18 protein-coding genes are annotated in these 22358 nt (G+C 44.6%); 1 reads left to right on the top strand and 17 read right to left on the bottom strand.

Translation table 11 applies throughout. The features are described 5' to 3' along the window. Positions 1 to 7 precede the first annotated feature (7 nt). The 14 genes from WQ57_RS06965 to WQ57_RS06900 all read right to left on the bottom strand — a co-directional run bounded on the left by WQ57_RS06965 (position 8) and on the right by WQ57_RS06900 (position 15943). A complete protein-coding gene (locus tag WQ57_RS06965) occupies positions 8 to 724 on the bottom strand; it encodes an acyltransferase (RefSeq protein ID WP_156183071.1) in 717 nt (238 codons plus the stop codon). Between the two features lie 27 nt (positions 725 to 751). Then, entirely contained in the window at positions 752 to 1843 is a 1092-nt protein-coding gene (gene wecB / locus WQ57_RS06960) for a non-hydrolyzing UDP-N-acetylglucosamine 2-epimerase (RefSeq protein WP_046523025.1), read from the bottom strand. After that, complete coding sequence (locus tag WQ57_RS06955; RefSeq protein WP_084820200.1) at positions 1779 to 2966, bottom strand: DegT/DnrJ/EryC1/StrS family aminotransferase; 1188 nt, start codon at positions 2964 to 2966, stop codon at positions 1779 to 1781. The genes wecB and WQ57_RS06955 overlap by 65 nt, the downstream gene beginning before the upstream one ends. Beyond that, entirely contained in the window at positions 2947 to 4086 is a 1140-nt protein-coding gene (locus WQ57_RS06950; protein WP_046523024.1) for a glycosyltransferase family 4 protein, read from the bottom strand. Before WQ57_RS06950 ends, WQ57_RS06955 begins: the two co-directional genes overlap by 20 nt. Positions 4087 to 4110: 24 nt before the next feature. Beyond that, the gene (locus tag WQ57_RS06945; protein ID WP_046523023.1) at positions 4111 to 5391 is read right to left on the bottom strand and encodes an O-antigen ligase family protein; all 1281 of its coding nucleotides are present in this window, start codon (positions 5389 to 5391) and stop codon (positions 4111 to 4113) included. Next, entirely contained in the window at positions 5388 to 6533 is a 1146-nt protein-coding gene (locus WQ57_RS06940; protein WP_046523022.1) for a glycosyltransferase, read from the bottom strand. Before WQ57_RS06940 ends, WQ57_RS06945 begins: the two co-directional genes overlap by 4 nt. A gap of 2 nt (positions 6534 to 6535) precedes the next feature. Then, entirely contained in the window at positions 6536 to 7870 is a 1335-nt protein-coding gene (locus tag WQ57_RS06935) for a flippase (RefSeq protein ID WP_084820199.1), read from the bottom strand. Further along, a complete protein-coding gene (locus tag WQ57_RS06930; RefSeq protein WP_162200605.1) occupies positions 7860 to 9128 on the bottom strand; it encodes a polysaccharide pyruvyl transferase family protein in 1269 nt (422 codons plus the stop codon). The genes WQ57_RS06935 and WQ57_RS06930 overlap by 11 nt, the downstream gene beginning before the upstream one ends. A gap of 66 nt (positions 9129 to 9194) precedes the next feature. Next, positions 9195 to 10523: a nucleotide sugar dehydrogenase gene (locus WQ57_RS06925; RefSeq protein ID WP_046523019.1), complete on the bottom strand. Its 1329-nt coding sequence runs from the start codon at positions 10521 to 10523 to the stop codon at positions 9195 to 9197. Then, complete coding sequence (locus WQ57_RS06920; protein WP_046523018.1) at positions 10520 to 11548, bottom strand: Gfo/Idh/MocA family protein; 1029 nt, start codon at positions 11546 to 11548, stop codon at positions 10520 to 10522. Before WQ57_RS06920 ends, WQ57_RS06925 begins: the two co-directional genes overlap by 4 nt. Positions 11549 to 11600: 52 nt before the next feature. Next, complete coding sequence (locus WQ57_RS06915) at positions 11601 to 13421, bottom strand: polysaccharide biosynthesis protein (RefSeq protein WP_046523017.1); 1821 nt, start codon at positions 13419 to 13421, stop codon at positions 11601 to 11603. Between the two features lie 287 nt (positions 13422 to 13708). Next, the gene (locus WQ57_RS06910) at positions 13709 to 14473 is read right to left on the bottom strand and encodes a tyrosine-protein phosphatase (protein ID WP_046523016.1); all 765 of its coding nucleotides are present in this window, start codon (positions 14471 to 14473) and stop codon (positions 13709 to 13711) included. 32 nt (positions 14474 to 14505) lie between these two features. Then, entirely contained in the window at positions 14506 to 15204 is a 699-nt protein-coding gene (locus WQ57_RS06905; protein ID WP_046523015.1) for a CpsD/CapB family tyrosine-protein kinase, read from the bottom strand. Further along, entirely contained in the window at positions 15194 to 15943 is a 750-nt protein-coding gene (locus tag WQ57_RS06900) for a YveK family protein (RefSeq protein WP_046523014.1), read from the bottom strand. Before WQ57_RS06900 ends, WQ57_RS06905 begins: the two co-directional genes overlap by 11 nt. 600 nt (positions 15944 to 16543) lie before the next feature. On the opposite strand from WQ57_RS06900, the gene WQ57_RS06895 reads away from it, so the two are divergent. Next, on the top strand, positions 16544 to 18265 hold the full coding sequence (locus tag WQ57_RS06895; protein ID WP_046523013.1) for a DUF2207 domain-containing protein: 1722 nt from the start codon (positions 16544 to 16546) through the stop codon (positions 18263 to 18265). Between the two features lie 188 nt (positions 18266 to 18453). Here the strand turns inward: WQ57_RS06895 and larA are convergent, their stop codons facing one another. The 3 genes from larA to WQ57_RS06880 form a co-directional block, all read right to left on the bottom strand. Then, positions 18454 to 19716 (bottom strand): nickel-dependent lactate racemase, encoded by a 1263-nt coding sequence (larA, locus tag WQ57_RS06890; protein ID WP_046523012.1) that lies wholly within the window; start codon positions 19714 to 19716, stop codon positions 18454 to 18456. A 115-nt stretch (positions 19717 to 19831) separates the two neighbouring features. Further along, the gene (locus WQ57_RS06885) at positions 19832 to 20950 is read right to left on the bottom strand and encodes a 2-keto-3-deoxygluconate permease (RefSeq protein WP_046523011.1); all 1119 of its coding nucleotides are present in this window, start codon (positions 20948 to 20950) and stop codon (positions 19832 to 19834) included. Then, on the bottom strand, positions 20951 to 22108 hold the full coding sequence (locus tag WQ57_RS06880) for a glycerate kinase (protein WP_046523119.1): 1158 nt from the start codon (positions 22106 to 22108) through the stop codon (positions 20951 to 20953). Between the last annotated feature and the right edge of the window lie 250 nt (positions 22109 to 22358).

The raw sequence follows: 22358 nt of genomic DNA, 5'->3' as shown, positions 1-22358 counted from the left end.
TATAACCTCACTTTTGATTGATTAATAATTGTTCTTTCGGGACTTCCCTAAGTTTTCTAGCAGGGGAGCCGACTACCAACTCTTCTTGCCGGACATCCCTTGTCACGACACTCCCGGCACCCACTGCCCCGTCTTCATGGATAACCTTCCCCGGCAAAATCGTGGAATTGGCACCTACCCGCCCACCTTTTTTTACCGTAACTCCTTTGAATTTCCCAAACCTTTCTTTGCTCCTGGCCAAATAATTATCATTGGTGGTAACTACACAAGGAGCAATGAAGACGTAATCCTCAAGCACAGAATAAGCTGTAATGTAGCAGTTCGTTTCAAGCTTGCATCTGATGCCCACCCTGCAATCATTTTCAATTGCCACACCTCGGCCGACAATCGTCCCGTTTCCAATCTGCACCCGTTCGCGGATGGTGGCCAGGTCTGCTACAAATACTTCATCTTCAATTTCCGCGCTCGCATAGATGATTGCTGATGTTCCAACGATTACCCCTGAACCAATCACAGCAGGAGGAAGCTGCTTCGTTTCCGGCAAAATCGATGCTTTGGCCCGTGTAGGCTGTTTGCCGATGACGGCGTTATCCTGTATAACGACATTATTACCGATTTCAGTGCCATCGTAGATCACAACATTGCTGCCAAGTGTTACATTCTCCCCAAAACTCACATCTTTGCCAATTACGACATTTTCTCCTTTATGTATGGACGCTTGCATGTTCATCTCTCCTCTAAAAAAACCGCCTTATCCTGATAAGGCGGTTTTTCTTTCTAGATACATCATCGTTTCTTTTGCTATTTTTTGCGCGGCCTTGCCGTCGCCGTATAGTTGAACCTCGAAGCTTTTAGGGCGGAAGTTTTTAATCACTACACTTAGATCTTCCTTTACCGGGTCAACCAACATATTGCATCCCGCTTCTACCGTCTCAACCCATTCTGTTTCCGGGCGAACCGTGAGGCAAGGAACCCTAGCAAAATACGCTTCTTTTTGTACTCCCCCCGAATCTGTCACAATCGTACTCGCATTTTTCTCAAGCAACAGCATTTCCAGGTAAGACACCGGTTCAATCGCCTTGATATTGGCTGCATTGACCAATAAGTGTTCCAGCCCAAATTCCCGAAGTTTATTTTTGGTCCTCGGGTGCAGGGGCAAAATGACATCATCATCTAAGGCTGCAAAGGCTCTAAAAATGGCGCTCAGCCTTTCTTCCGAATCTGTATTCTCTGCACGGTGAATGGTAGCAAGGATGTACTTTTTTTCTTTTACACCAAATGCTTCAAGCTGATATTTTTCTTCAGCAATGCCTATGTTATACAGCACAGCGTCATACATGACATCACCAGTTTCAATGACATTTTCCGTAATGTTCTCCTGCCTGAGATTGTCTATTGCTGCACCTGTTGGCGAAAATAAAAGACTGGAAACATGATCCGTGATAATCCGGTTGATTTCCTCAGGCATCGTTTTATTGAAACTCCTAAGCCCTGCCTCCACATGAATGACGGGCAAATGAAGTTTACTTGCAGCCAGTGCCCCTGCAATGGTAGAGTTCGTATCACCGTACACCAATACGGCATCCGGACTTTCCTTAATAAGGACCTCCTCAATGGCCATCAGCATTTCTCCCGTTTGTTTGCCATGGGAAGCGGAACCGATCCCAAGGTCATAATCGGGCTTGGGAATCTGTAATTCCTCAAAGAAAACACCGGCCATTCTATAATCGTAATGCTGTCCCGTATTAACCAGCACCTCCGTGGCGTACTTCCTCAGTTCACGCGATACTGATGCTACCTTCACCAGCTGCGGTCTTGTCCCTGCTACCGTCACTATTTTCACTGCTCATTCCCCTTCCTCTATAAAATTCAATGATTTTTTCAAGGACAAAATCTTGAGCTTCCTGCTTTAATTCAGGATACATCGGCAGTGAAAGAACTTCTTTGGCGGCTTTTTCTGTTTCTGGCAAGTCCCCTGTTTTATATCCCAAATCTTTAAATACAGGCTGTACATGTAATGGCATAGGATAATAAATCATGGTGGAGATGCCATTTTCCTTCAGGAATCCCTGCAGTTCATCCCTGTATGGTAATCTCAATGTATATTGATGGAACACATGATAGTTAGCAGCCTTTTCGACCGGTGTCTGGATGATATCGCCTAATTGCTCATTTATTTTTTTTGTATAATAGGCCGCTCTTTCCCGACGGGCTTGGGACCACTGGTCAAGGGAGGGGAATTTAACGTTCAGGATAGCCGCCTGGAGCTCATCCAAACGGCTGTTATAACCTAGGACATGATGGTAATATTTCGGTTTGCTTCCATGGACACGAATGACACGAGCTTTTTCGGCAAGGTCCTCATCGCTGGTTACAATCATCCCTGCATCACCATAGGCTCCCAGGTTTTTGGTCGGAAAAAAGCTGTAGGTGGCAGCAGTGCCAAATTCACCTGCATTTTTCCCATGATGTTTTGCTCCGATTGCCTGGGCAGCATCCTCAATTACCGCAAGATGGTGAGTGCCCGCAATTTCTTTTATCTTTTTCATGTCAGCCATTTGGCCATACAAGTGGACAGGCAAAATCGCTTTTGTCTTATTCGTGATTGCTGGTTCTATTTTATCGGGGTCAATATTGAACGTTTCGCGATCAATATCAACGAATACTGGTTTAGCTCCTGCACGGGCAATCGCTCCGCCCGTCGCAAAAAAGGTAAATGCTGTAGTTATGACTTCGTCACCTTCCGCGATTCCTGCTGCCTGAAGAGCGATATGGATGGCGTCACTTCCGTTGCCAACCCCGATTCCCCAGGACGACTTACTATAGGAAGCAACATCAGCCTCAAGTTTTTTGACATTCTCCCCTAAAATAAAACTAGAAGATGACATCACTTCATCAAGCTTGGCAATAACTTCCTCTCTTAAAGATTGATATTGTTCAGATAGATCAAGCATTTGAATTTTCACTTATATTTACCTCTTTCTTGTTGAAATTAATTAGCATCCCGTATGCCTTGATTAACTTTTTGCTTTCCGATTCCCAGTTGTATTCTTCCTGTACAGCTTTCAGACCGTTTTCCCCCATAAGCCTTGCTTCTTCAGGGTGATCACGAATATAATTTATCGCCTCAGCAAGTTGTTTGCTATTTTTGGGATCCACACAAATCCCGCAGTTGTACTTCTCCACAATTTCACGCCATAATGGAAAATCAGAACAGATAACTGGAATTCCAGCAGACATGTATTCAAACATTTTCACTGGGAGTGAATATGAAAAAGCTTCGTTCTCCTCGAGGACCACTAATCCTGCCAAAGAATTTGCCAATAATTCATTGATTTGTTCCTTTTCCAAAAACCCCAGGTACTTCACTTGGCCTTCAGTTGTATTTTTAAACCTGTTCTGATCCTTTCGGCTAAAAAAGCGGCCAGCTAAATATAAATTGGACTTTGTGAATGAAACGGCCTCTTGCATCACATTCAACCCTCTATCGGCGGACAAACCGCCAATATAGCAGACATAATTTCCCCTTCCGATTTGTTCGTCACGCGGACGTAATTCCGCTCCTAATCTGGGATAATTTTTAACTGTTACTCTGCGAACATTATATTTTTTAAAATGTTCACAAATATGGGGGGTTGCACAAATAATAAGATCAAATAGTCGGGAAGAGTTTTTTTCAATAAAATCAATGGCAACTGATACAGGTTTTTGTATATAGAGGGGAATGTAAGGTTTCCGGAAGATTTGCTTCGGCAAATCTTCATGGACATCATACACAACCTTTTTCCCTTTAGCCTTCATTAAAAGCCCGACTGTAATAAGCTCTGGATCATGAAAATGATAGACATCTGCGTCAACATCGACTGCCTTTTTATACACCTGGCGGACAGTCCCGGTCATTCGTGTTAATCGATTCCCCTTGCCTGGTGATATCCCGTGGAGAAACACACCATTCACTTTTTCACAAGGCGCACCTGGCGCAATGAGATGCACTTCATGCCCAAATGCAGCAAGAGACTGACATTCTTTCGTAAAAATACGGGCATCCCGATAAGAATGGACCGAGGTTAAGTGACAAATTTTCATTTAAATCCCCTTTATGATTTGAATTTACCTTGTTACAACTACTACCTTTGTTACACTATTACTGATTGCTGCCAAAATTAAAAAAACCGGCATAAGCACTAGAGACTGGAAAAATACAGATGAAACCATATAAACTCCACCTGCCATTACAATCGATAGCAACAACGCACGATTAGAAATCTTCGAGTTTATTGCAAGATAGGTAAAAATAAAACAGACAACCAGAGTTCCAATGATGCCATAGGATCTTAATAGCAAAAGCCATTCATTATCCGCAGCATGCTGGAAGATGGCCCGGCTTAAAGGCCCTACCCCAATGACAAAATGCTGGAGAAAGATATCCATATTTTCGGACCAGTTAGTTAGCCTAGCATTCCAGCTGGTTGAATGGGAAAGATTAAAAATCTCGGTGAACCTCCACCAAATCTTATCGATAAAATCTGTGTAGGTAACGGCATAAAAAATGGCTGAAATCAAAACGAAGAAAAACACCAAAAATCTTGCATGTTTTTTCAAACTATTTTTCCTGCTAAGCATGGCTGGGACAATAACTACTGTCGTTCCGATAACCAAAGCTACCAAGGACGTACGTGATAAGGTCAGAAATACACCCGAAATTTGCATCATAAAAACCAAAAGAAGGGTTACCTTAAATTCATGGTTTAACAGGATAAACAGCACAAGGAGTGCAACCATGACAAATAAAAAACCCAGCTCATTTGGATTCCCAAGCATGCCAACCGGCCTTGGATGGGCGTAATTGTTCACTAAGGTGTCATATTGGGTAGGTGCGACAAGTCGAATATATTTTTCGTTTAGTCCAAACAAATTAAAATATTGCTGAAGCACGATGAAAAATAAAAGAGTGGACATAAAAAAAATGAAACGAAGCACTTTCTTCATTTCATTTTTGTCCTCACTATTCAAATAATAAAAGGTTAAAGCCACCGTATAGATGACTGCATATTTAAAGACCATTACGAATTGGTTAAAATCAAAAATTGATGTTTGATATCCTTGAAATGTACCATTTAAGACCGAAAAACCGATAAAAAAACAAAAACTAATCAGTAATAAGATGGTTGAATTAAAGGCCAATAAAACATATTTTTTAAGTATGACTCTCATAATAAGGAACAGTACGATTAAAAAAGTAAAGACTTCTTCCAGCCTTATCTTCGGAATAAACTCTACAATTTTAAAGGATGGGGTCAAAAACAGAAAAGCAATGATTAAATACAAGGAACCTTTGATAAGTTTTTTATATTGAACCTTTTCTTTAAGATGAACTTCTAAATAATTCATCCCTCTACGACACCTTTATAATAGTTTTTCAGCCTGCCTGCTACCGCCTTCTCACCAAACCGGTTCACACACTCTCTACGTATTGTTTCCGGGTTGTAATTAGAATGGTTTTCTTTTATATAACTCATGGCTTCGCTAAGCTCTTCAATATTATCCACTGTTACCAGCATTCCATTTTTCTTGTTAACCATCATTTCAGGTCCCCCGCATTTAGTTGCTATGACTGGTTTTCCACAGGAAAGAGCCTCGATATATACCACACCAAACGTCTCATACCTGCTCGGCAGGACAAAGACATCACATTGTTTCATATAACTTGCTGCTTTTTCTCTAGAGAGCTTTCCCAAAAAGAACACTTGCTTTCCAACCCCAAGCTCATTTGCCAGCTGGTGAAGTCTTCTTTTTTCGTTGCCATCTCCACCGATTAATAATTCAGCGTCCTTATCCTTAAACTTATTAGAAAATGCCCTGATTAAAACATCAATGCCCTTGTTTTCATTTAACATGGCTAATGAAAAAAAGGTAAATCTATTTCTCTTTTCATTGCCAAAAGTAAAGAACTCCGTGTCAACAATATTCGGTATTACTTCAATTTCTTTAGAAACCACAAACTTCGATAAATCTTTCCTTAAGCTATTACTTACAGCAATTAAATAATGGATTCTTTCAGCCTTGTTTTTAATTAATTTCTGGTGATATGGCTTTACTAATCCTCTACCGAAAACAGAGGAATGCTCTGTGACCACCAAAGGAATACCGTGTGCAGCAGTGAGATCAGAAACAGCTAAACCTCCCCATATCAGGGAATGGGCATGAATAAGGTCAGGAACTCCCTCTCTCTGTATTGCCATAGAAAACAACTTCTTTAATCTCTCTTTATAAATCCTATAGGAAACACTCGGAACTCTGGGTATAAAATTATATCCTTTGAACCGGTAGGTTTTAATACCTTCTTCCATCCGGTAGGAAATACCTGTTTTTTGTTTTTGTTTCCTTAAGGTTTTAAGACTCCAAATTTCCGGATATAAAACGATGACGTCCATTCCTTCTTTTTTAAGTGCATGTACTTGTTCTTTGAAAAAAATGCCTCTTATTGGATTATCGTCATCCGGGTACCAGGAGGGAACTACAAATATCTTCATTTTTAACTCCTATTCGCCATTCTTATCGCTTTTTGAAAAACTGATCGGTAAAAGTGAAAATCACTTTTTTGAAAAAAGATAAACTCTCCATACGCATACCCTGTCATTCTCTTAAAAAGAATAATTTTTATCATTAGGTTCAGAGTATAGGTTGCCGAAGAGGAAAAAGCTGTTGCGAGTAATCCATACTTGGGAATAAAAAGGATATTTAATAAAACATTGATTGTCACTGTCACAATAGATACATATAAATTTAATTCAGGCTTGCCTCTTCCTGCAAAGTCATTGGCAATGATTTTAGAAACAGAACCTGAAATGATACCCGGCAGAAGCCATAATAATACCTGAATACTGTTCCGGTACTCTTCCCCAAATAAAAAGATTACAAGGGGATCCGCCAACCATACAATGACCAAAGACATCATGATGGTTATGAAAAAAGACTGCCTAGCAATAAAAGCCGTCAGTTCATTTTTTTTTCCCTCTGTTTCTAAAGAAGCAATTTTAGGGAATAGGACAGTTGAAATCGAATTAGAGATAATCCATAAACGCTCAACAATATTAACGGCAACCGTATAGAACCCCACTGCCAATGGATTTAAGAAATAGGAAAGCAGCAGAATGTCTGACCTATAATTAAGGAAGGCAAGTATATTGCTTAAATGGGATTTCAACCCGAAATCCAAAGCCTTACGCAGGTAATGTTTATCAAATTTACCTTCCCTAAATCGCACCGAATGTTTTTTCCTTAATAAATATAGAATGAATAATAAGGAAAAAACCTGTCCTGCAATATAAGAAACAATCGCTGCCTTAATTCCCAGAGAAAGGAAAACCAAACCGATGTACGTAATGATCAATGTTGCAAACTGACCGCCCAAAAGAATGATGTTAAATGACTTAAAATCCTGTTTCCCCTGAAAGATGGTTTGCAGGACCAGGTTTAATAGCATGACTGGAGTGGCCAACAAAATAAGAATGAGAAGTTGTTCCGGAACTCCTCCGAAGAAGATATCAGAAAATCCGTGAATAAGGATAAAACCGCCTATTAGGGCTAAGCAGCTTAATCCTAAAGTAAACAAGATATTCGTTTTCACAATTGAATCTATCGAAAGGGTTTTTACATTTGAATAATAGACGGCCGATGTGCCTATCCCCAGATTAAGAAAAGTGGTTAATAGGGTTGGCAGCAAAATAACGAGCGAATAGATTCCCTGCCCTTCAGCTCCAAGAGTTCTGGCTATTACAACGGTTAATAGCAACCCAAACAACAAAGCGACCCCTTGTCTCGTGAAGGTTAGAAAAATATTATAATAGAACACCCTATTACCTTGCATGAGCGACCCTTATTGCTAATGCCTGCTCTAATTCTTTTATTAAACCGTTCTTCTGGTCTGTACTATAAGTGGTGATTTTACCGTCATCCCGGTTCTGGCATGATTCCTTTATTCTTGAGGAAAGTCTCTCTATTTCCACAGCGGGCAATTCTTGTTCCAGCTCTGTAATGTTAAAACAATCATGTCCCTTCCCTAATCTGTTTAGAAAGTACCTTACTTTTGGCTGGTAGCTCACACCAAAAAAATCGGTGCCCCGGCATGATGACAAAATAAGCGAATGCAGTCTTGTACCTAAAATAAATTTCTTTTTCCCCAGGTACTCCAGTAATGTATCCACATCCATTTTTTCTTGATTGACAAGAATTTTCCTGCCATGTTTCATTAAGTTTTTAATTTCCAAGGCCACTTTCAAATCAAATGGGTAATTTGTAGCAAAGAATTCAACCTTCTCAGGAAGTTCTTCCAAAACTGCATCAAGAATCCTGGCCATATTGAGGCAATAATTTTGATACTTTTCCAGATCGCTTTTAGGCCAATAAAAATCTGCATAATATGGGACAACTGTAATCCCTAAACCATTTTTTCGTATATTGGAATCGCTGTGGGTTCCTAATCCAAAAGCTAAATCGGTCCCTACTTTAATGCTTTTTTCAACCTTCAGCTGCTTGCGTAAATATTCCGCTGACTCCTGGTCGCGCGTACTGACATAGTACTTATTTACAACCTTTTTAAACAGCCTCTTTCCGAAGGGAGTACGAATCGGACCAGCCCCCATACCAATAAAGTAAACTTTTGTTCTGTTCTTATCTGCCTGCTCCAATATCTCCTCCACTATATACGGCCATTTAGGATACAAATCCATCAGGAGATTCCCTCCCCCGAACAGCAAGGCATCAAGGTTTTCACCAGAAATCACATCATTCATAATGTAAGGCTTTTTGGTAATCTTTCGGTAGAGTTTCTCTAACGGAAAAAAAGATTGATACTGTTTTAAGAACTTAATGATATTCCTTTTTACAGTTAACTTGCTTCTTGTGCTATTCTCCAGATTACCAGCTCGGGAGATGGTCAAATCTTTAAAGGCAATTTCGAAGCGGTAATCCAACTTTCCTATTGCTGTTTTTGTGATCAGACTATTTGTTGAAAAGATAACGACCTTATTAATCTCCAGTGCTGATGCCTCCAACGTTTCGATAAGCCCCTTTAGAATGGCTTCGTCACCAATACTTGAGCCTCCGTAAGAACCAATGATCCCCAATTTCATATGATTGCTCCTGTATTTTTTCAATTATGTAGTGAAAGGATTAGAGTCCCTTTCCACTAGTTAAAGTTTATAATGCTTATCAGATGTTTTTTCATATACATTTCTTGTATCGAGAATTAACCTCGAAAGGTTTTCAATCAACCCATAATCAAAAACACTGTGGTTTGTTGTTAACAATACTAAATCTGCTTCTTCTATATCAGTTGGTTCAAGCTCTGCTGTTTGATACATCTCTGCGTTCATCCGAAACTCTTTCACATGCGGGTCAACAACTGTCCACTCAGCACCAGCCCTAGTCAGCCTCTCCAAAATAGGAAGAACTGGAGATTCGCGGTAATCATCAATATCCTTTTTATAGGCAACCCCCAAAACGAGAATTTTTGCCCCCTTGATTGCCTTGCCCTGCTCATTCAGGATCTCCATGCAGCGCTGGACGACAAAGTCCGGCATGCTGTCGTTAATTTCGCCGGCAGTTTCAATCAGGCGGGTATGGTAATTGTATTCACGTGCTTTCCAGGTAAGATACCAAGGGTCAATAGGGATGCAATGGCCGCCAAGCCCTGGCCCCGGATAAAAAGGCATGAACCCGTACGGTTTGGTAGCGGCTGCGTCAATGACTTCCCAGACATCAAGCCCCATTTTATTGCAAAGAATGGCCATTTCATTCGCCAATGCAATATTGATATTGCGGAAGGTATTTTCAAGGATTTTTTCCATCTCCGCCACCGCCGGGCTGGAAACTTCATGGACATCCCCTTCCAGCACAGAACGGTACATCGTTGCCGCCACTTTTGTGCAAGTAGGTGTTACCCCTCCGACGACTTTCGGTGTATTTTTTGTGTTGAACACTTTATTGCCTGGATCGACTCGTTCAGGCGAATAAGCGAGGAAGAAGTCCTCTCCGCAAACTAGGCCCTTTTCTTCAATGATTGGCCTGATCAGCTCTTCGGTTGTGCCTGGATAGGTGGTGCTTTCCAGTACGATCAATGTCCCTTTTTTAATATGGGAGGCGATGGCCCTTGCAGAGCTTTCCACATAGGTCATGTTGGGCTGTTTGTAAATATCCAGAGGGGTAGGAACGCAGATTGCCAGGGCGTCCACATCATGTATAAAATGATAATCCGAAGTTGCGGTCAGCTTTCCATCCATGACAAGAGACTCCAGATCAGCAGGTATGACATCGCCGATATAGTTCTCCCCTTTGTTGACGGCTTCCACTTTTTCTTCCTGGATATCAAAACCAATGACGTTGTATCCTGCTTTCGCCTTTTCGACTGCGAGCGGAAGCCCGACATAGCCGAGACCTACAACGCCGATGGTCGCTGTTTTTTGATTGAGCTTGCCTATTAATTCATCCGCCAGTCTGTTTCCTTTTACTTGAGTGATCATACTAACACTCCTCTTCGCATGTTAATTGGCTGATTAGTTGCAGCAGATTGGTAAAAAGCCAGTACCAGTTCAAGTGCCTTTTTCCCGTCCTCCCCGGTTACCAAAGGTTCCCTGTCCTCATTCACAGCCTTGATGAGATCATGGATGATTTGCTGATGCCCTGGAATTCCCCAAGGTTCCGATTTCACTTTTTCCGTTATCGCTTCTGTCTCTGCTTCGGGCAGGTCGCGAATATCGATATACTCAAAGTATAGGGCGTTCGTGCCGCCAATTTTCACGGTCCCCTTTTCACCAAAAATCGTGATCGATTCTTCAAAGTTACGAGGATAGACCGTGGTCGAAGCTTCCACCGTACCAAGGGCTCCTGACTCAAAACGGATTACCCCGGCGGATACGTCTTCCGCTTCAATGTTCCGCAGCCTCGTTGCTTCCATGCTGAAGATCTGTTCCGGCTGCCCCATGAACCAAAGCAGCAGATCGAGATTATGTATTGCCTGGTTCATCAGCACTCCGCCATCGTATTGTTTCGTCCCCCGCCAAGCCGCCTGGTCGTAATACTCCTGGTTCCTGTTCCAGTTGACCTTGGCGCTGGCATGGCTGATTTTCCCAAGCATTCCTTCATCCAATAGTTTTTTCAGTTCCATGACGACTGGCCGAAAACGGTTTGGATGGACAACTGTCAGCTTCACGCTATTGTCTTTGGCCGCCCTTATGATCCGGTCGGTCTCTTCAATCGTCATGGCGATTGGTTTTTCAAGAACGATGTGCTTTTTCGCTTTCGCCACGGCTTCCGCCACAGGAGCATGAAACCCGCTTGGTGTGCAGATGCATACGGCGTCAATTGTTTCATTTTCGAGCATCATGCCCATATCCGTGTAAGTATTGACACCATATTCCTCTGTATAGGGAGTCATGGCCGATTCTACCTTATCGCATACTGCGACAAGTTCAGCGTCCGGAATCTGTTTGATCGCAGTGGCATGCTTCTTCGCAATAAATCCGCAGCCTATAATTGCAAATTTCATATGGATGTTGCCTCCTTAAATAAATGATGTTTATATGGCCTGCATTGTGCCTCTACTTGCCAACGGCGGATAATTGCTTTGCTTTGTTGTTCACCATGGATATGACATATTTTTTCAATTCGGATTCATTGAGGGAATGCAAATTATTCATGAGATAAGACACCATGTCATAATTGCTTAGTGAAGATTTTCCAACCAGAATTTTCGGGTAAACTGGAACATCATTGACTTCATTTTCATTTAGCAGCTCTTCGAACATCTTTTCACCCGGCCGGATTCCGGTATACTTCAATCCTATTTCTTCAAGCGAAAAGCCCGACAGTTCAATCAGGTTTTTTGCCAGGTCAACAATCTTTACCGGTTCCCCCATGTCCAGAACAAATACTTCACCGCCTTTTGCGAGTGAACCTGCTTGTATCACCAGCCGCGATGCTTCAGGTATCGTCATGAAATAGCGGGTCATGTCAGGGTGTGTAACCGTGACTGGGCCCCCTGCTTTAATTTGTTTTTTAAACAAAGGAATGACACTTCCTCTGCTGCCGAGAACATTTCCGAATCGGACAGCAACGAATTTTGTTCGGCTTTCCTCTGCCATTCGCTGGATGACCATTTCTGCAATCCGTTTGGTGGCCCCCATGACATTTGTAGGGTTTACCGCTTTATCGGAGGAAACCAGGACAAACGTTCCAACCCCGAACATATCAGCGGCTTCGGCTACATTTCTTGTACCCAGAACATTGTTCTTCACAGCTTCGCGCGGATTGTATTCCATTAGAGGAACATGTTTATGGGCAGCTGCGTGGTAGACAACGTTTGGTCCATGCTCTTCCATCACTTCGAGCATCCGGTCGCGGTCCTGAATATCGCCGATAACTGGCACAATCTCAATTTTGTCGCCGTACTGGCTGCGCAGCTCCATATCAATTTGATAAATGCTGTTTTCCCCATGGCCAAGAAGAACAATTTTTAGCGGCGAAAATTTGCAGACCTGCCTGCAAATTTCCGAGCCAATGGACCCGCCAGCTCCTGTCACCATCACTGTTTTGGCTGATAGGGTCTCCGAAATGCCACTGATATCAAGCTGAACCGGCTCACGCCCCAGTAAATCCTCAACACCTACATCCCTAAATTGGTTGACGGACACTTTGCCAAGCATGACGTCTTCAATCTTTGGCAAAATTTGTGTCTTTATCTTTGTCTTTGAACATTCAGCATAAATCCGGTTCATTTCATTTTTTTTCAATGATGGTATGGCAATGACAATCTGATCAATCTGGTGTTCCTCAACTGCTCTTACAATGTCCGCAGTGGTTCCCGCCACAGGTACTCCCAAAATGTGAAGTTTGTATTTGCCAGGGTCGTCATCGATAAAAACGGCCGGCTTCAAACGCAAATCCGGATTATTCAAAAGCTGCCTTGCCACGAGAGTTCCAGCTTGTCCAGCCCCGACCACCAGGACTTTCTTCATATCGAGTTTTGGCTTCAGGCAGTATTCAAGATACAGCCGCCATGAAAAGCGTAATCCTCCGATGAACAGGATCATTGCCATCCATGTTCCCAGCAGGGACCGTCCATAAAAGTTCCATCCCGCTATTTGCTGTATCGTACCCGCAGCCAGAATGGAGAGGGTGACGGCTTGGAAAATCGCTTTTAGTTCCTTCACGCTAGCGTATTCCAAAGAGTTTTGGTAAAGGTGGAAGCAGAATGCAAAAATGTGATAGCAAACAAGCAAGATACAGAGAATGAGGAAAAAATCTTCGTAACTTGCTGTCCCAATCAGCGGCTGCAACTGCATATAACTAAAAACAAATGCAATAAAAACGAGAAGGGAATCCACCCCTGCAAGCAGCAGCAGCCTTTTTCGGTAGCTCATCAATATCCTCCTTTTCCAGGTTAGTGGTTCGACAGGTCTTAATAGCCATTTATAAATAGCTAATGAAAATACTCACCCCCCATGAGTTCTTTCATTAAATATTTATAAAAGCGGGCATCCAACCCATCCTCACATCACACCCTCGACAACTTGTGTCTAAGGCCGCTATTGCAGCCCACAGCATGACCGAGTGCCTCCGTTGATAACGGATAAGAGACATCTCCGGAATAACAATTATTATTAAATTCATAGGTTAACTCGGGATTAGTAATATGAAAGCTCAGCCTCTAAAAGATTCCGAGGAGTTTTTTCTTTTTTACCTTCTGTGGTTCGTCCCTGTAAACATTGTCGCCCCTGACAAGGAGCTCAGCATTTTCTTTCATCATGTCCGCCATTTCATTCCCGTATCTGGAGCTTAGCATGCTGAAAGCTTCCTCCATATGGAAGGACCGGTTATAAATGTTATGGGCATCAGAAGCAATGAAATGGATTAGATTGGCCTCCAACAGCTGATGGGAAAACTTCAGGATGCTTTTTCCGAATTTCCCGCATACGCTTGATGCTGTAAGCTGGGCTAATGCTCCCTTTTTTACAAGCTGGTAAAGAAGATCGGGTTGTTCCACGATCCCCTGATTCCGTTCAGGATGGACAATGATTGGAATGACTCCCATATTCTGCAGTTCAAAAACGAAGCGGGAGGTATATCTGGGTACATGGCCAGACGGAAGCTCGATAAACACATATTGGGTTCCGTTTAATGCCAGGATGTTCCCCTGATTGAACTCCTCGAGGAAATCACCATGTATGCGCGTTTCATGCCCTTGAAGAATGACCAGCGGGAAGTTCTCTTCCTTCAGCTTCGAATTCAACTCTTCCACTTTTTTTATAACGATTTCCTTTGGATTCTCAAAGGAGCTGTTTTGATGGTGAGGGGTGGCAACGATGGTATGTATGCCTTCCATCACAGCCTGTCGGGCCATTAACAGGCTGTCCTCCATTGTTGCCGCCCCATCATCAAGTCCTGATAAGATATGATTGTGGATATCTATCATTGGGCCAAGCTCCTTTCCTGAAATCAGACTGTTTAGCTGCCATAATAGTAGTAATAGTTGCTGCCTTGTATTTTTTTATGGTTCAGGACAACTCCCAGGATCCTTCCGTTTGCAGCTGCTAGCAGATTCTTTGCCTTGGTCACCTGGTCAACTTCGGTTTTCCCGCTGTACAGGACAAGGACAATTCCATCACAGCTATTTGCGAGGATTTGTCCATCGGTCACCGCTAATGCCGGAGGGGTATCAAAAATAACTACATCAAACTCTTCTTTTACCTGTTGAAGGAGCTGCTTCATTTTTTTCGACCCCAGAAGCTCTGCCGGGTTTGGAGGAATCGGGCCGCTGGTCAGGACCGATAAATTTTCAATTCCAGTTGGGCTGATTGCTTCATCCAGCGCTTTCCCGTTCGTCAAAATACTGGTAAGACCATAATGATTCGCCAGGTTGAATGTGTAATGAACCGTAGGTTTCCGCAAGTCGGCATCCACAAGCAGGACCCTCTTTTCCTGCTGTGCAAATGTAACGGCCAGATTGGCCGCTGTGGTTGATTTACCTTCCCCGGGCCCAGCCGAGGAAATCATGATGGTTTTTATCGATTCGTCAACTGCCGTAAATTGAATATTTGTGCGTATCGTACGGTATTGCTCGGAAATGGGCGATTTTGCGTCTTCGACTGCAATAAGTTTCCTTTTATTTGAAGGAGCCGCTTTCTTCCTGAAACTAAAAACCAACTGTCTCACCCCGCGTCCTCAGATTTTTTGATGTGCGCTTCGCCTTCATCTTCTCCATTTCCGAATCGTCAATCACTGAAATGATTCCCAATACCGGAAGTTCAAGAAGTTTTTCGGCATCCTGCTCGCTTTTAACCGTGTTGTCAAAGTAGTCGAGCAGGAAGGCAAGGCCTGTACCCAGCATTAATCCTACAACCAAAGCCACCATGATATTCAAAATGGGTGTCGGCTTAACCGGTGCCTGTCCTTCCAGGACACTAGCTTCCGCCAGGATGCTAACATTATTAACATTCATGATATTACTGATTTCCCGTTGAAATACGGATGCAGTCGTATTGGCAATTTGAGCGGCTGTTTCGGCACTTTCATTCTGCACTGACAGGTTGACAACCTGGGAGTCTTTTTCACTGCCCACTGCTATCCTTTCGCTTAACTGCTGAGCTGTCATGTTTAAATTCAGTTCATTGATTACTAGATCAAGAATAGCTGGACTTTTAATAATGACATTATATGTATTGATAAGTTGCAGATTGGTCTGTACCTCCGTCGTACTGTAATTCATCTGTTCATTTTTTTCCTGATTTACGAGAATTTGAGTCGAAGCCTGGTAAATAGGTGTCAGGAAAAAATAACTGACTACCCCGCTGATTGTGACCGCAGCTATTGCTATAGCTATGATGAGGGCCCAACGCTTTTTTAAAGTGGACAACAATTCTTTTAAACTAATCGTCTCTTCCATAATGCCTCCAATATCTAGTTAGTCTGTTTGCGTAATAAGACAAAAAACGAGAACAATATTCTTTTTTGTCAAAAACATTAGAATTTTTGATAATCATGGTGAATACCTTAATTGAAACGCATTTAAAATTCCTTCGAAAGTGTATTTGGGATTATTTACTTTTTTGGGATAGGAAGAGGAAAAGGTGTAGATGAGGATATAGTAGGATGTTAATATTAACCAAATGTAAACCGGCATTTTTTACCTGTTAAAAAGTCCCAATGATTAAACCGGACAATTGGTTTCCAGATTACTTGGACTTGCATAATTGGTAATAAACGGAAAATACTCAGAGAAAAGTAGGCCCTTCTAAAAATACGAATAATAACTTCTGTTGGCTTCATTTCCCTATTGTAAATAAATTATTAAGAAATCTAGGTAGTATTTCCAATATTCTCCTTGCTACTTTGGTTCTAATTTTGTTAATAAATAAACATTTAAGTTTTTAAGTTATCTGGTCAATACTCGCTGTCCGCTGTCTTAAAACAATCAAACCTACTAAAAGTGAAACTTTTCCAGCACTTTCCACGTATATACAAGAGAGAAAGGAAGGTGTTTCCATTGGAAAAGCGCCATAAGTTCACTGCCACGCTGCTATTTTCCCTCTGCTTTTTTCTGTTGTCTCCGCTCCAAGGTCTCGCACTTGATTTCTCGATCCCCCATGCAGAAATGGAGGCCTTTTTACAGGAGGACGGCCATGTTCATGTTAAGGAAACCTATACATATTTGTTTGACGGAAGTTTTAACGGCATCACCCGGGAGCTTGTGCCAAAGGAGGGAACAAGAATTTCCGGCCTGCAAGCCTCCGAAAACGGGAAGGCCCTGCGGACGGTGGAGGAAGATGGCCTTTATCGGATTTACCGGCAAGGAGCCGATGAAGATGTCACCGTGGAGCTTGCCTATACCATTGAAAATGGAGTCAGTGTTTATTCCGATGCGGCTGAATTTTACTGGCCTTTCTTTGATGACCGAAATGAATCCACCTATGAAAATCTAGTTGTGAAAATTTATCCTCCGAGTGAAACAGCGGATGTGATCGCTTTCGGCTATGATGAAGCGTTTCGGACAGAGCAGGTCCTCAATGATGGTTCCGTACTGTTTGATTTTGGGGAAGTTCCTGCCGGGGAAAATGGGGATATCCGTGTCGCCTATCCTGCTGAGCTGTTTCCGGCTGCCCCATTGACAGCGGATAAGCCCATGAAGAGTGAAATCACCCAGGCAGAGCAGGAATTGGCTGCCGAGGAAGCAGCTCGGGCGGAAACGGCTCGGAAGCTGTCCGCCATCGCTTCCGTGGCCGTCCCGCTTTCGGTGCTGCTTCTCGCTTTCATTATTCTTCTTGCCATATTGCGCTGGAGACTGAAGAAGGCAGCCGCAGAACGTTTGGTGAATGACTCGTTCTTTATCCCGGAACAGACCATGAGCATGCCTGCGGTCATACAATTCACCAGCTCATCCGTCCTGCCGGCACGTCTCATGGCAGCGGGCCTGCTTGATCTTGTAAGGCAGGGTTTTGTGGTAAAAAAAGGTGAGTCTTTTAAATTAGGCAGCTTGCCGCCAACAGCGCATCAGCATGAAAAGCTGCTTTCGGACCTTCTGTTCAGGCAGGTCGGCAAAAACGGCAGCTTTCAATTTGAGGAGCTAGCTTCCTATATGAGTGATTCGAGAAATCACAGTGCATTTCACATCAGCCAGTCGGGATGGATGGATGCGATTAAGAAGGAAATCAGTGAACACCGATTGTACGAGGAAAATAAGGCGCTTCGCTGGACTGCCGGCCTTATGAGTTTGCTGCTGCTCCCGCTTCTGTTCCTGTTTCCGCTATACAGCCTCTTTTCCTGGTTTGCTGTCGCACTGGCAGTATTCTTAGCTTCCCTGTGCTTTGCCATTTTTTATCGGACACGAACCTTCGAGGGCTTAAAAATGCGGATGGAATGGAAGGGCATGAAACCCCAGTTTACGCAGTTGTCTGCAGGCGAATGGCAGGAGCTGAAAAGCGATGACCAGATGCGGGCGTATATTTATGGTGTTGGCACGAACGACAAAGGAATCATGGAAAAGAATGACCAGCTGGTAAAGTCCTTTGAAATGCCGCCCATCCGTTATGCCAGCCGCCATGGCTCTGCGGGAGATATAGTGACGCTTTCCTATGTCGGTCCAATGGCGTTCTCCTCCTTCCATTCTGCCCACCAAACAGCCCTAAGTTCGCAAACCAGCGGTTCAACAGGCTTTGCTGGCGGTGGCGGCGGGGTTGGCGGTGGAGGAGGAGGTTCCGGTGCATTTTAAACCGCTGGCACAACTGGAAAATCCAAGGTTCATCTTATGGAAGTAGAATGACAAAAGAACCAGCACTCGGTGTGCTGGTTCTTTTCATTACTGCACCGTACCGCAGGGTGCCTGACCCGCGGTGCGGTGGTGCGCTAAAGGGTGCCTGACCCGCGGTGCTTTAAAGCATCACAGGGTGCCTGACCCCTTTATTCTTCTACGTAGGGAATTGTTAATGGGCCTAGCGGCAGGACGGCGATGGTCATGTTTTCTCCGTAGACTTGTTTTAGTTCTTCGAGCGTTTGCTCGATGTTGTGGGTTGGCTTGAGCATAGCCCCGCGTACTTGCTCGTCAGTCAGCTGGGAGTAGACATGGATGTCGGCCCACACTTGGGTGACGGCCTGCTTCTGCACCTGCCACTGGTCGAACATTTTAAATTCCGGATCGTTGATCATATCGAGCAAGGCTTGCGGGCTGTCGGCCATTTCAAAGATTTTCGAGTAGTTACCGTGATCTGGCAGTCCGTCAGAGCACTGTGAAGCGACAATGATGGTGCCGCCTTTTTTGACGATTTTATGGGCCGCGCTCATCCCTTTTACCGCCTGGTAAAGGTTCTGGTCAAGCGGGTAGCCTGAATTGGATGTGATGACCACATCAAAGCGCTCATCACAGCGGATCATCGCATGCTCTTTTACGAACTCGCAGCCCCTGTCATGCGCTTCATACAGTTCCCCGGCAAACACAGAAGTAATTTCCTTTTCACGGTTCAACGTCACATTCAGCATGAAATTAGGCTTGCACATCCGATTGATTTCACGCGTCATTTCCTGGACAGGATTCTCTATCATATTGCCCCATGTGGAGCGGGCGTCGCCAATCATCCTCGCATTGTGGAACGTCATAATTGTTTCAATTCCGGCAATGCCTGGCATGATTCCTTTCGGCCCGCCAGAGAAACCGGCGAAGAAATGCGGCTCGATGAAGCCGGTGACAATCCGGAAATCCGCTTCTACATACTCCTTATTCAAGTAAACATCGCATCCAAACTTGCTTTTGCCAAGATTGACGAGCGTTTCCTTGTCATGGCACTGGTTGTTGATAATCCGTACATTGTCGACGACCCACTCCCCGAGCATCTGCACGAATTCTTCCCTCGTCTGGTCGCGGTGCGTCCCGGTTCCGTTGATGATGACGAAGTTCTCCAGCGGCACATGGCTCAGCTCTTCTATTAAAACAGGAACCAGCTTATGGTTCGGCGTCGGCCTTGTGATGTCGCTGATGACAATGGCAACCTTGTCTGTGGCCTTCACCATTTCCTTCAGCGGCGCCGTGCCGATTGGCGAGTTCAAGGCTGCCTTCAAGGCGCCCATATCATCTTCAAGTCCTGGCAGGTTATTCGGCTCGACCACAAAGGCTGTATCTGGCAGATTCAGCGTAAGGCCATCTTTTCCATATAGCAACGTAGTTTCCATCCTGATCCCTCACTTTTAAAATATGAATCAATTTTACCATTAATCTGAAACTTAACTTGTTAAAACACCCTCACCCCTGAGAGGTCTCAGGGGTGCGACAGGGAGTGCAGGCTATTTATTTCGCAACTGCTTCTGCATTTTGGCCGGAGCTGGCTGCGCTGTGCTCCTTGCGGCCATCAATGCCGCGTTTCTTCTGCCACTTATCCACAAGGATGACAAAGACCGGGCAAAGAATCGCTGTCGTCAATACGGAAATCGAGATTTGGGCGGTCGCAATGTTGACGATGCCGGCATAGGCAGCCGCCTCGGCTTCTGTCATCATTCCGGAACTGGCAGCCACTGCTGCAGCGGCAGCGATAGCAGCCGGCGTACCAACCGCGTTGCCTGCCGTGGACGCTTCCGCCACAGGCGCAATAAAGCTTTTTTCCTTAAATGCCTTGAATACGAGCATACCTGTTAATCCTGTTAAAATCGTTGTCAGCAATCCAAGTGTAAGGCCGGCAGCCACCACATCCGGATTGAAGAACGTCGCAAAGTTCATTCCTGCTCCGAGTGCAAAGGCGAAGAAAGGTACCGGCAGGATTTCGCCCGGCTTCAGGAATTCACGGATATCGGAATCCAGGTTACCTAAAATCATCCCAATCAGAATTGGCAGCAATACAGCGATGAAGGAAATGATCGGGAACTGGGAGCCCAGCAGCCCCAAACTCATCAAGGTAAAGAACGGGCCGTCATTCAGGGACAGCACGGCGACCGCCCCAACATCGGAACGATTTCCGTATTGGCTTGTCAAGGCCGCATACATGCCGCCGTTTCCATTTGTCATGGCCGCAATAATCGCAACAGTTGAAAGTCCGAAGATACCCGCCATCGGGTCGAACAAGTATCCGAATAAAAGACCAATCGCCAAACCGGTTAGGTATTTGGAGGATGTGAGCAGGACACCCTTCTTTAAAGCCGTCCCGCCGACGCGGAAGTTCATCTGGCTTCCGGCACAGAACAGGAACAGCGCAATCAAGACAAGCGCTCCATCCTTGAACAGCTGCTGCGAGAATCCGCCAATCCGCAGAAACTCATAGTAGCCGTCAGCGGTTGGAGAAACGCCGAGAGATTTCAGGCCGTTCATGATAAATGGCAGGTGCATCTGGTCAATCGTATTGAGCAGTGCTCCAAGCATAAGCGGAACAACCATCAGGCCGCCAGGGACTTTTTCAATCGTTTGTTTGATTTTCATCTATAGAACCGCCTTTCCTTCTGATATTTTATGGTGAAAATAAGAACGGACATTTTGTTCAGCCGCGAATTCAAGCAGCCCGGCCGCATTTTCCATTGCTTCCTGTAAGGTCATCGGCCGGGTGATGATGCTGTTGACGCTTACAATCCCATATTGGTACAACACATCAATTCCTCTTCCGACAGAGCCGGCTAGGATGATGGAAGGTATGCCTTGCTTTTGTGCGGCCTGTGCGACTCCCATCGGCGTTTTGCCTGATGCCGTCTGGAAATCGACCTGACCTTCACCGGTAATAACCAGCTGGGCTCCTTCGAGCGCCTTATGCAGGCCGGTATGCTCGATGACCACATCGATTCCGCGCTGCATTTCGGATGGGAAGAAGGCTTGGAACGCACCGCCAATTCCGCCGGCCGCCCCGGCTCCCTTGGATTCGTGAAGGCGAATTCCGGTTGTTTTTTCTACTGCATCTGCCCAGTGGGCAAGATTGGCATCAAGAATGTTCACCAGCTCCGGTGTGGCTCCCTTTTGCGGTCCGAATACATGGGAAGCGCCGTTTGGGCCTATAAGCGGGTTTTCCACATCGGACGCAATCAGGAAGGTGGAAGCTGAAATTCGCGAATCAAATTCACTTGCATCCACGGTGTGGACCTTTCCAAGCTCCCCTCCGCCGTAACCGATTTCATTTCCTTGTTCGTCGAGAAGCTTCAGCCCCAATGCCTGTAGCATTCCGGCCCCTCCGTCATTTGTTGCGGAACCGCCAATGGCCAGGATGAACGAGCTATAGCCATCATCCAGCGCCTGGCGAATCAGCTGGCCTGTTCCGTAGGTCGTCGCTTTTAATGGGTCCAGCTGCCCTGGAGGCACGAGCGCAAGTCCGGAAGCTGTTGCCATTTCAATTACGCAGGTTTTATCATCGCCGAGAACGCCATAGTCAGCCTCTACCAGGTCTCCGAGCGGGCCGGTGACCTGGATGGTTTTTGTCTTCCCGCCAGTCGCCGCCACCAGCGTTTCGAGCGTCCCCTCACCGCCATCGCCAATCGGCATGCACACAGTTTCAGCATCCGAAAACGCTTTGTGGATTCCTCTTTCTATTGCGAGTGCCGCCTCGACTGCACTAAGGCTTCCTTTAAAGGAGTCGGGCGCAATTACAATCTTCATCATATCCCCCTCTTTTTTATAAGGTGTGGTTTCTACTTTCTTGCCAGCTTTTACAAAGGCAGGCCGGTATGACTTTTGCCCTAGCGCCTGCAAGCTGTACTATAATCCAACATGAAAATATGGTACTTTAAATCCAAAATAGAAAACGTTTTCACGTTTGGCTCTCATTATACTAGGCTTGCTTCTCTTTTACATCGTGTGTACCATATAAAAAAAAGGTCGAATTTTTACGAATTTTTTGTATGTCGTA

It is taken from the genome of Mesobacillus campisalis (genome assembly GCF_000986785.1).
GTDB classification, from domain to species: domain Bacteria; phylum Bacillota; class Bacilli; order Bacillales; family Cytobacillaceae; genus Mesobacillus_B; species Mesobacillus_B campisalis.
The sequence above is the reverse complement of the archived record's forward strand: the minus strand, read 5'-3'. Positions and strand labels throughout refer to the sequence as shown.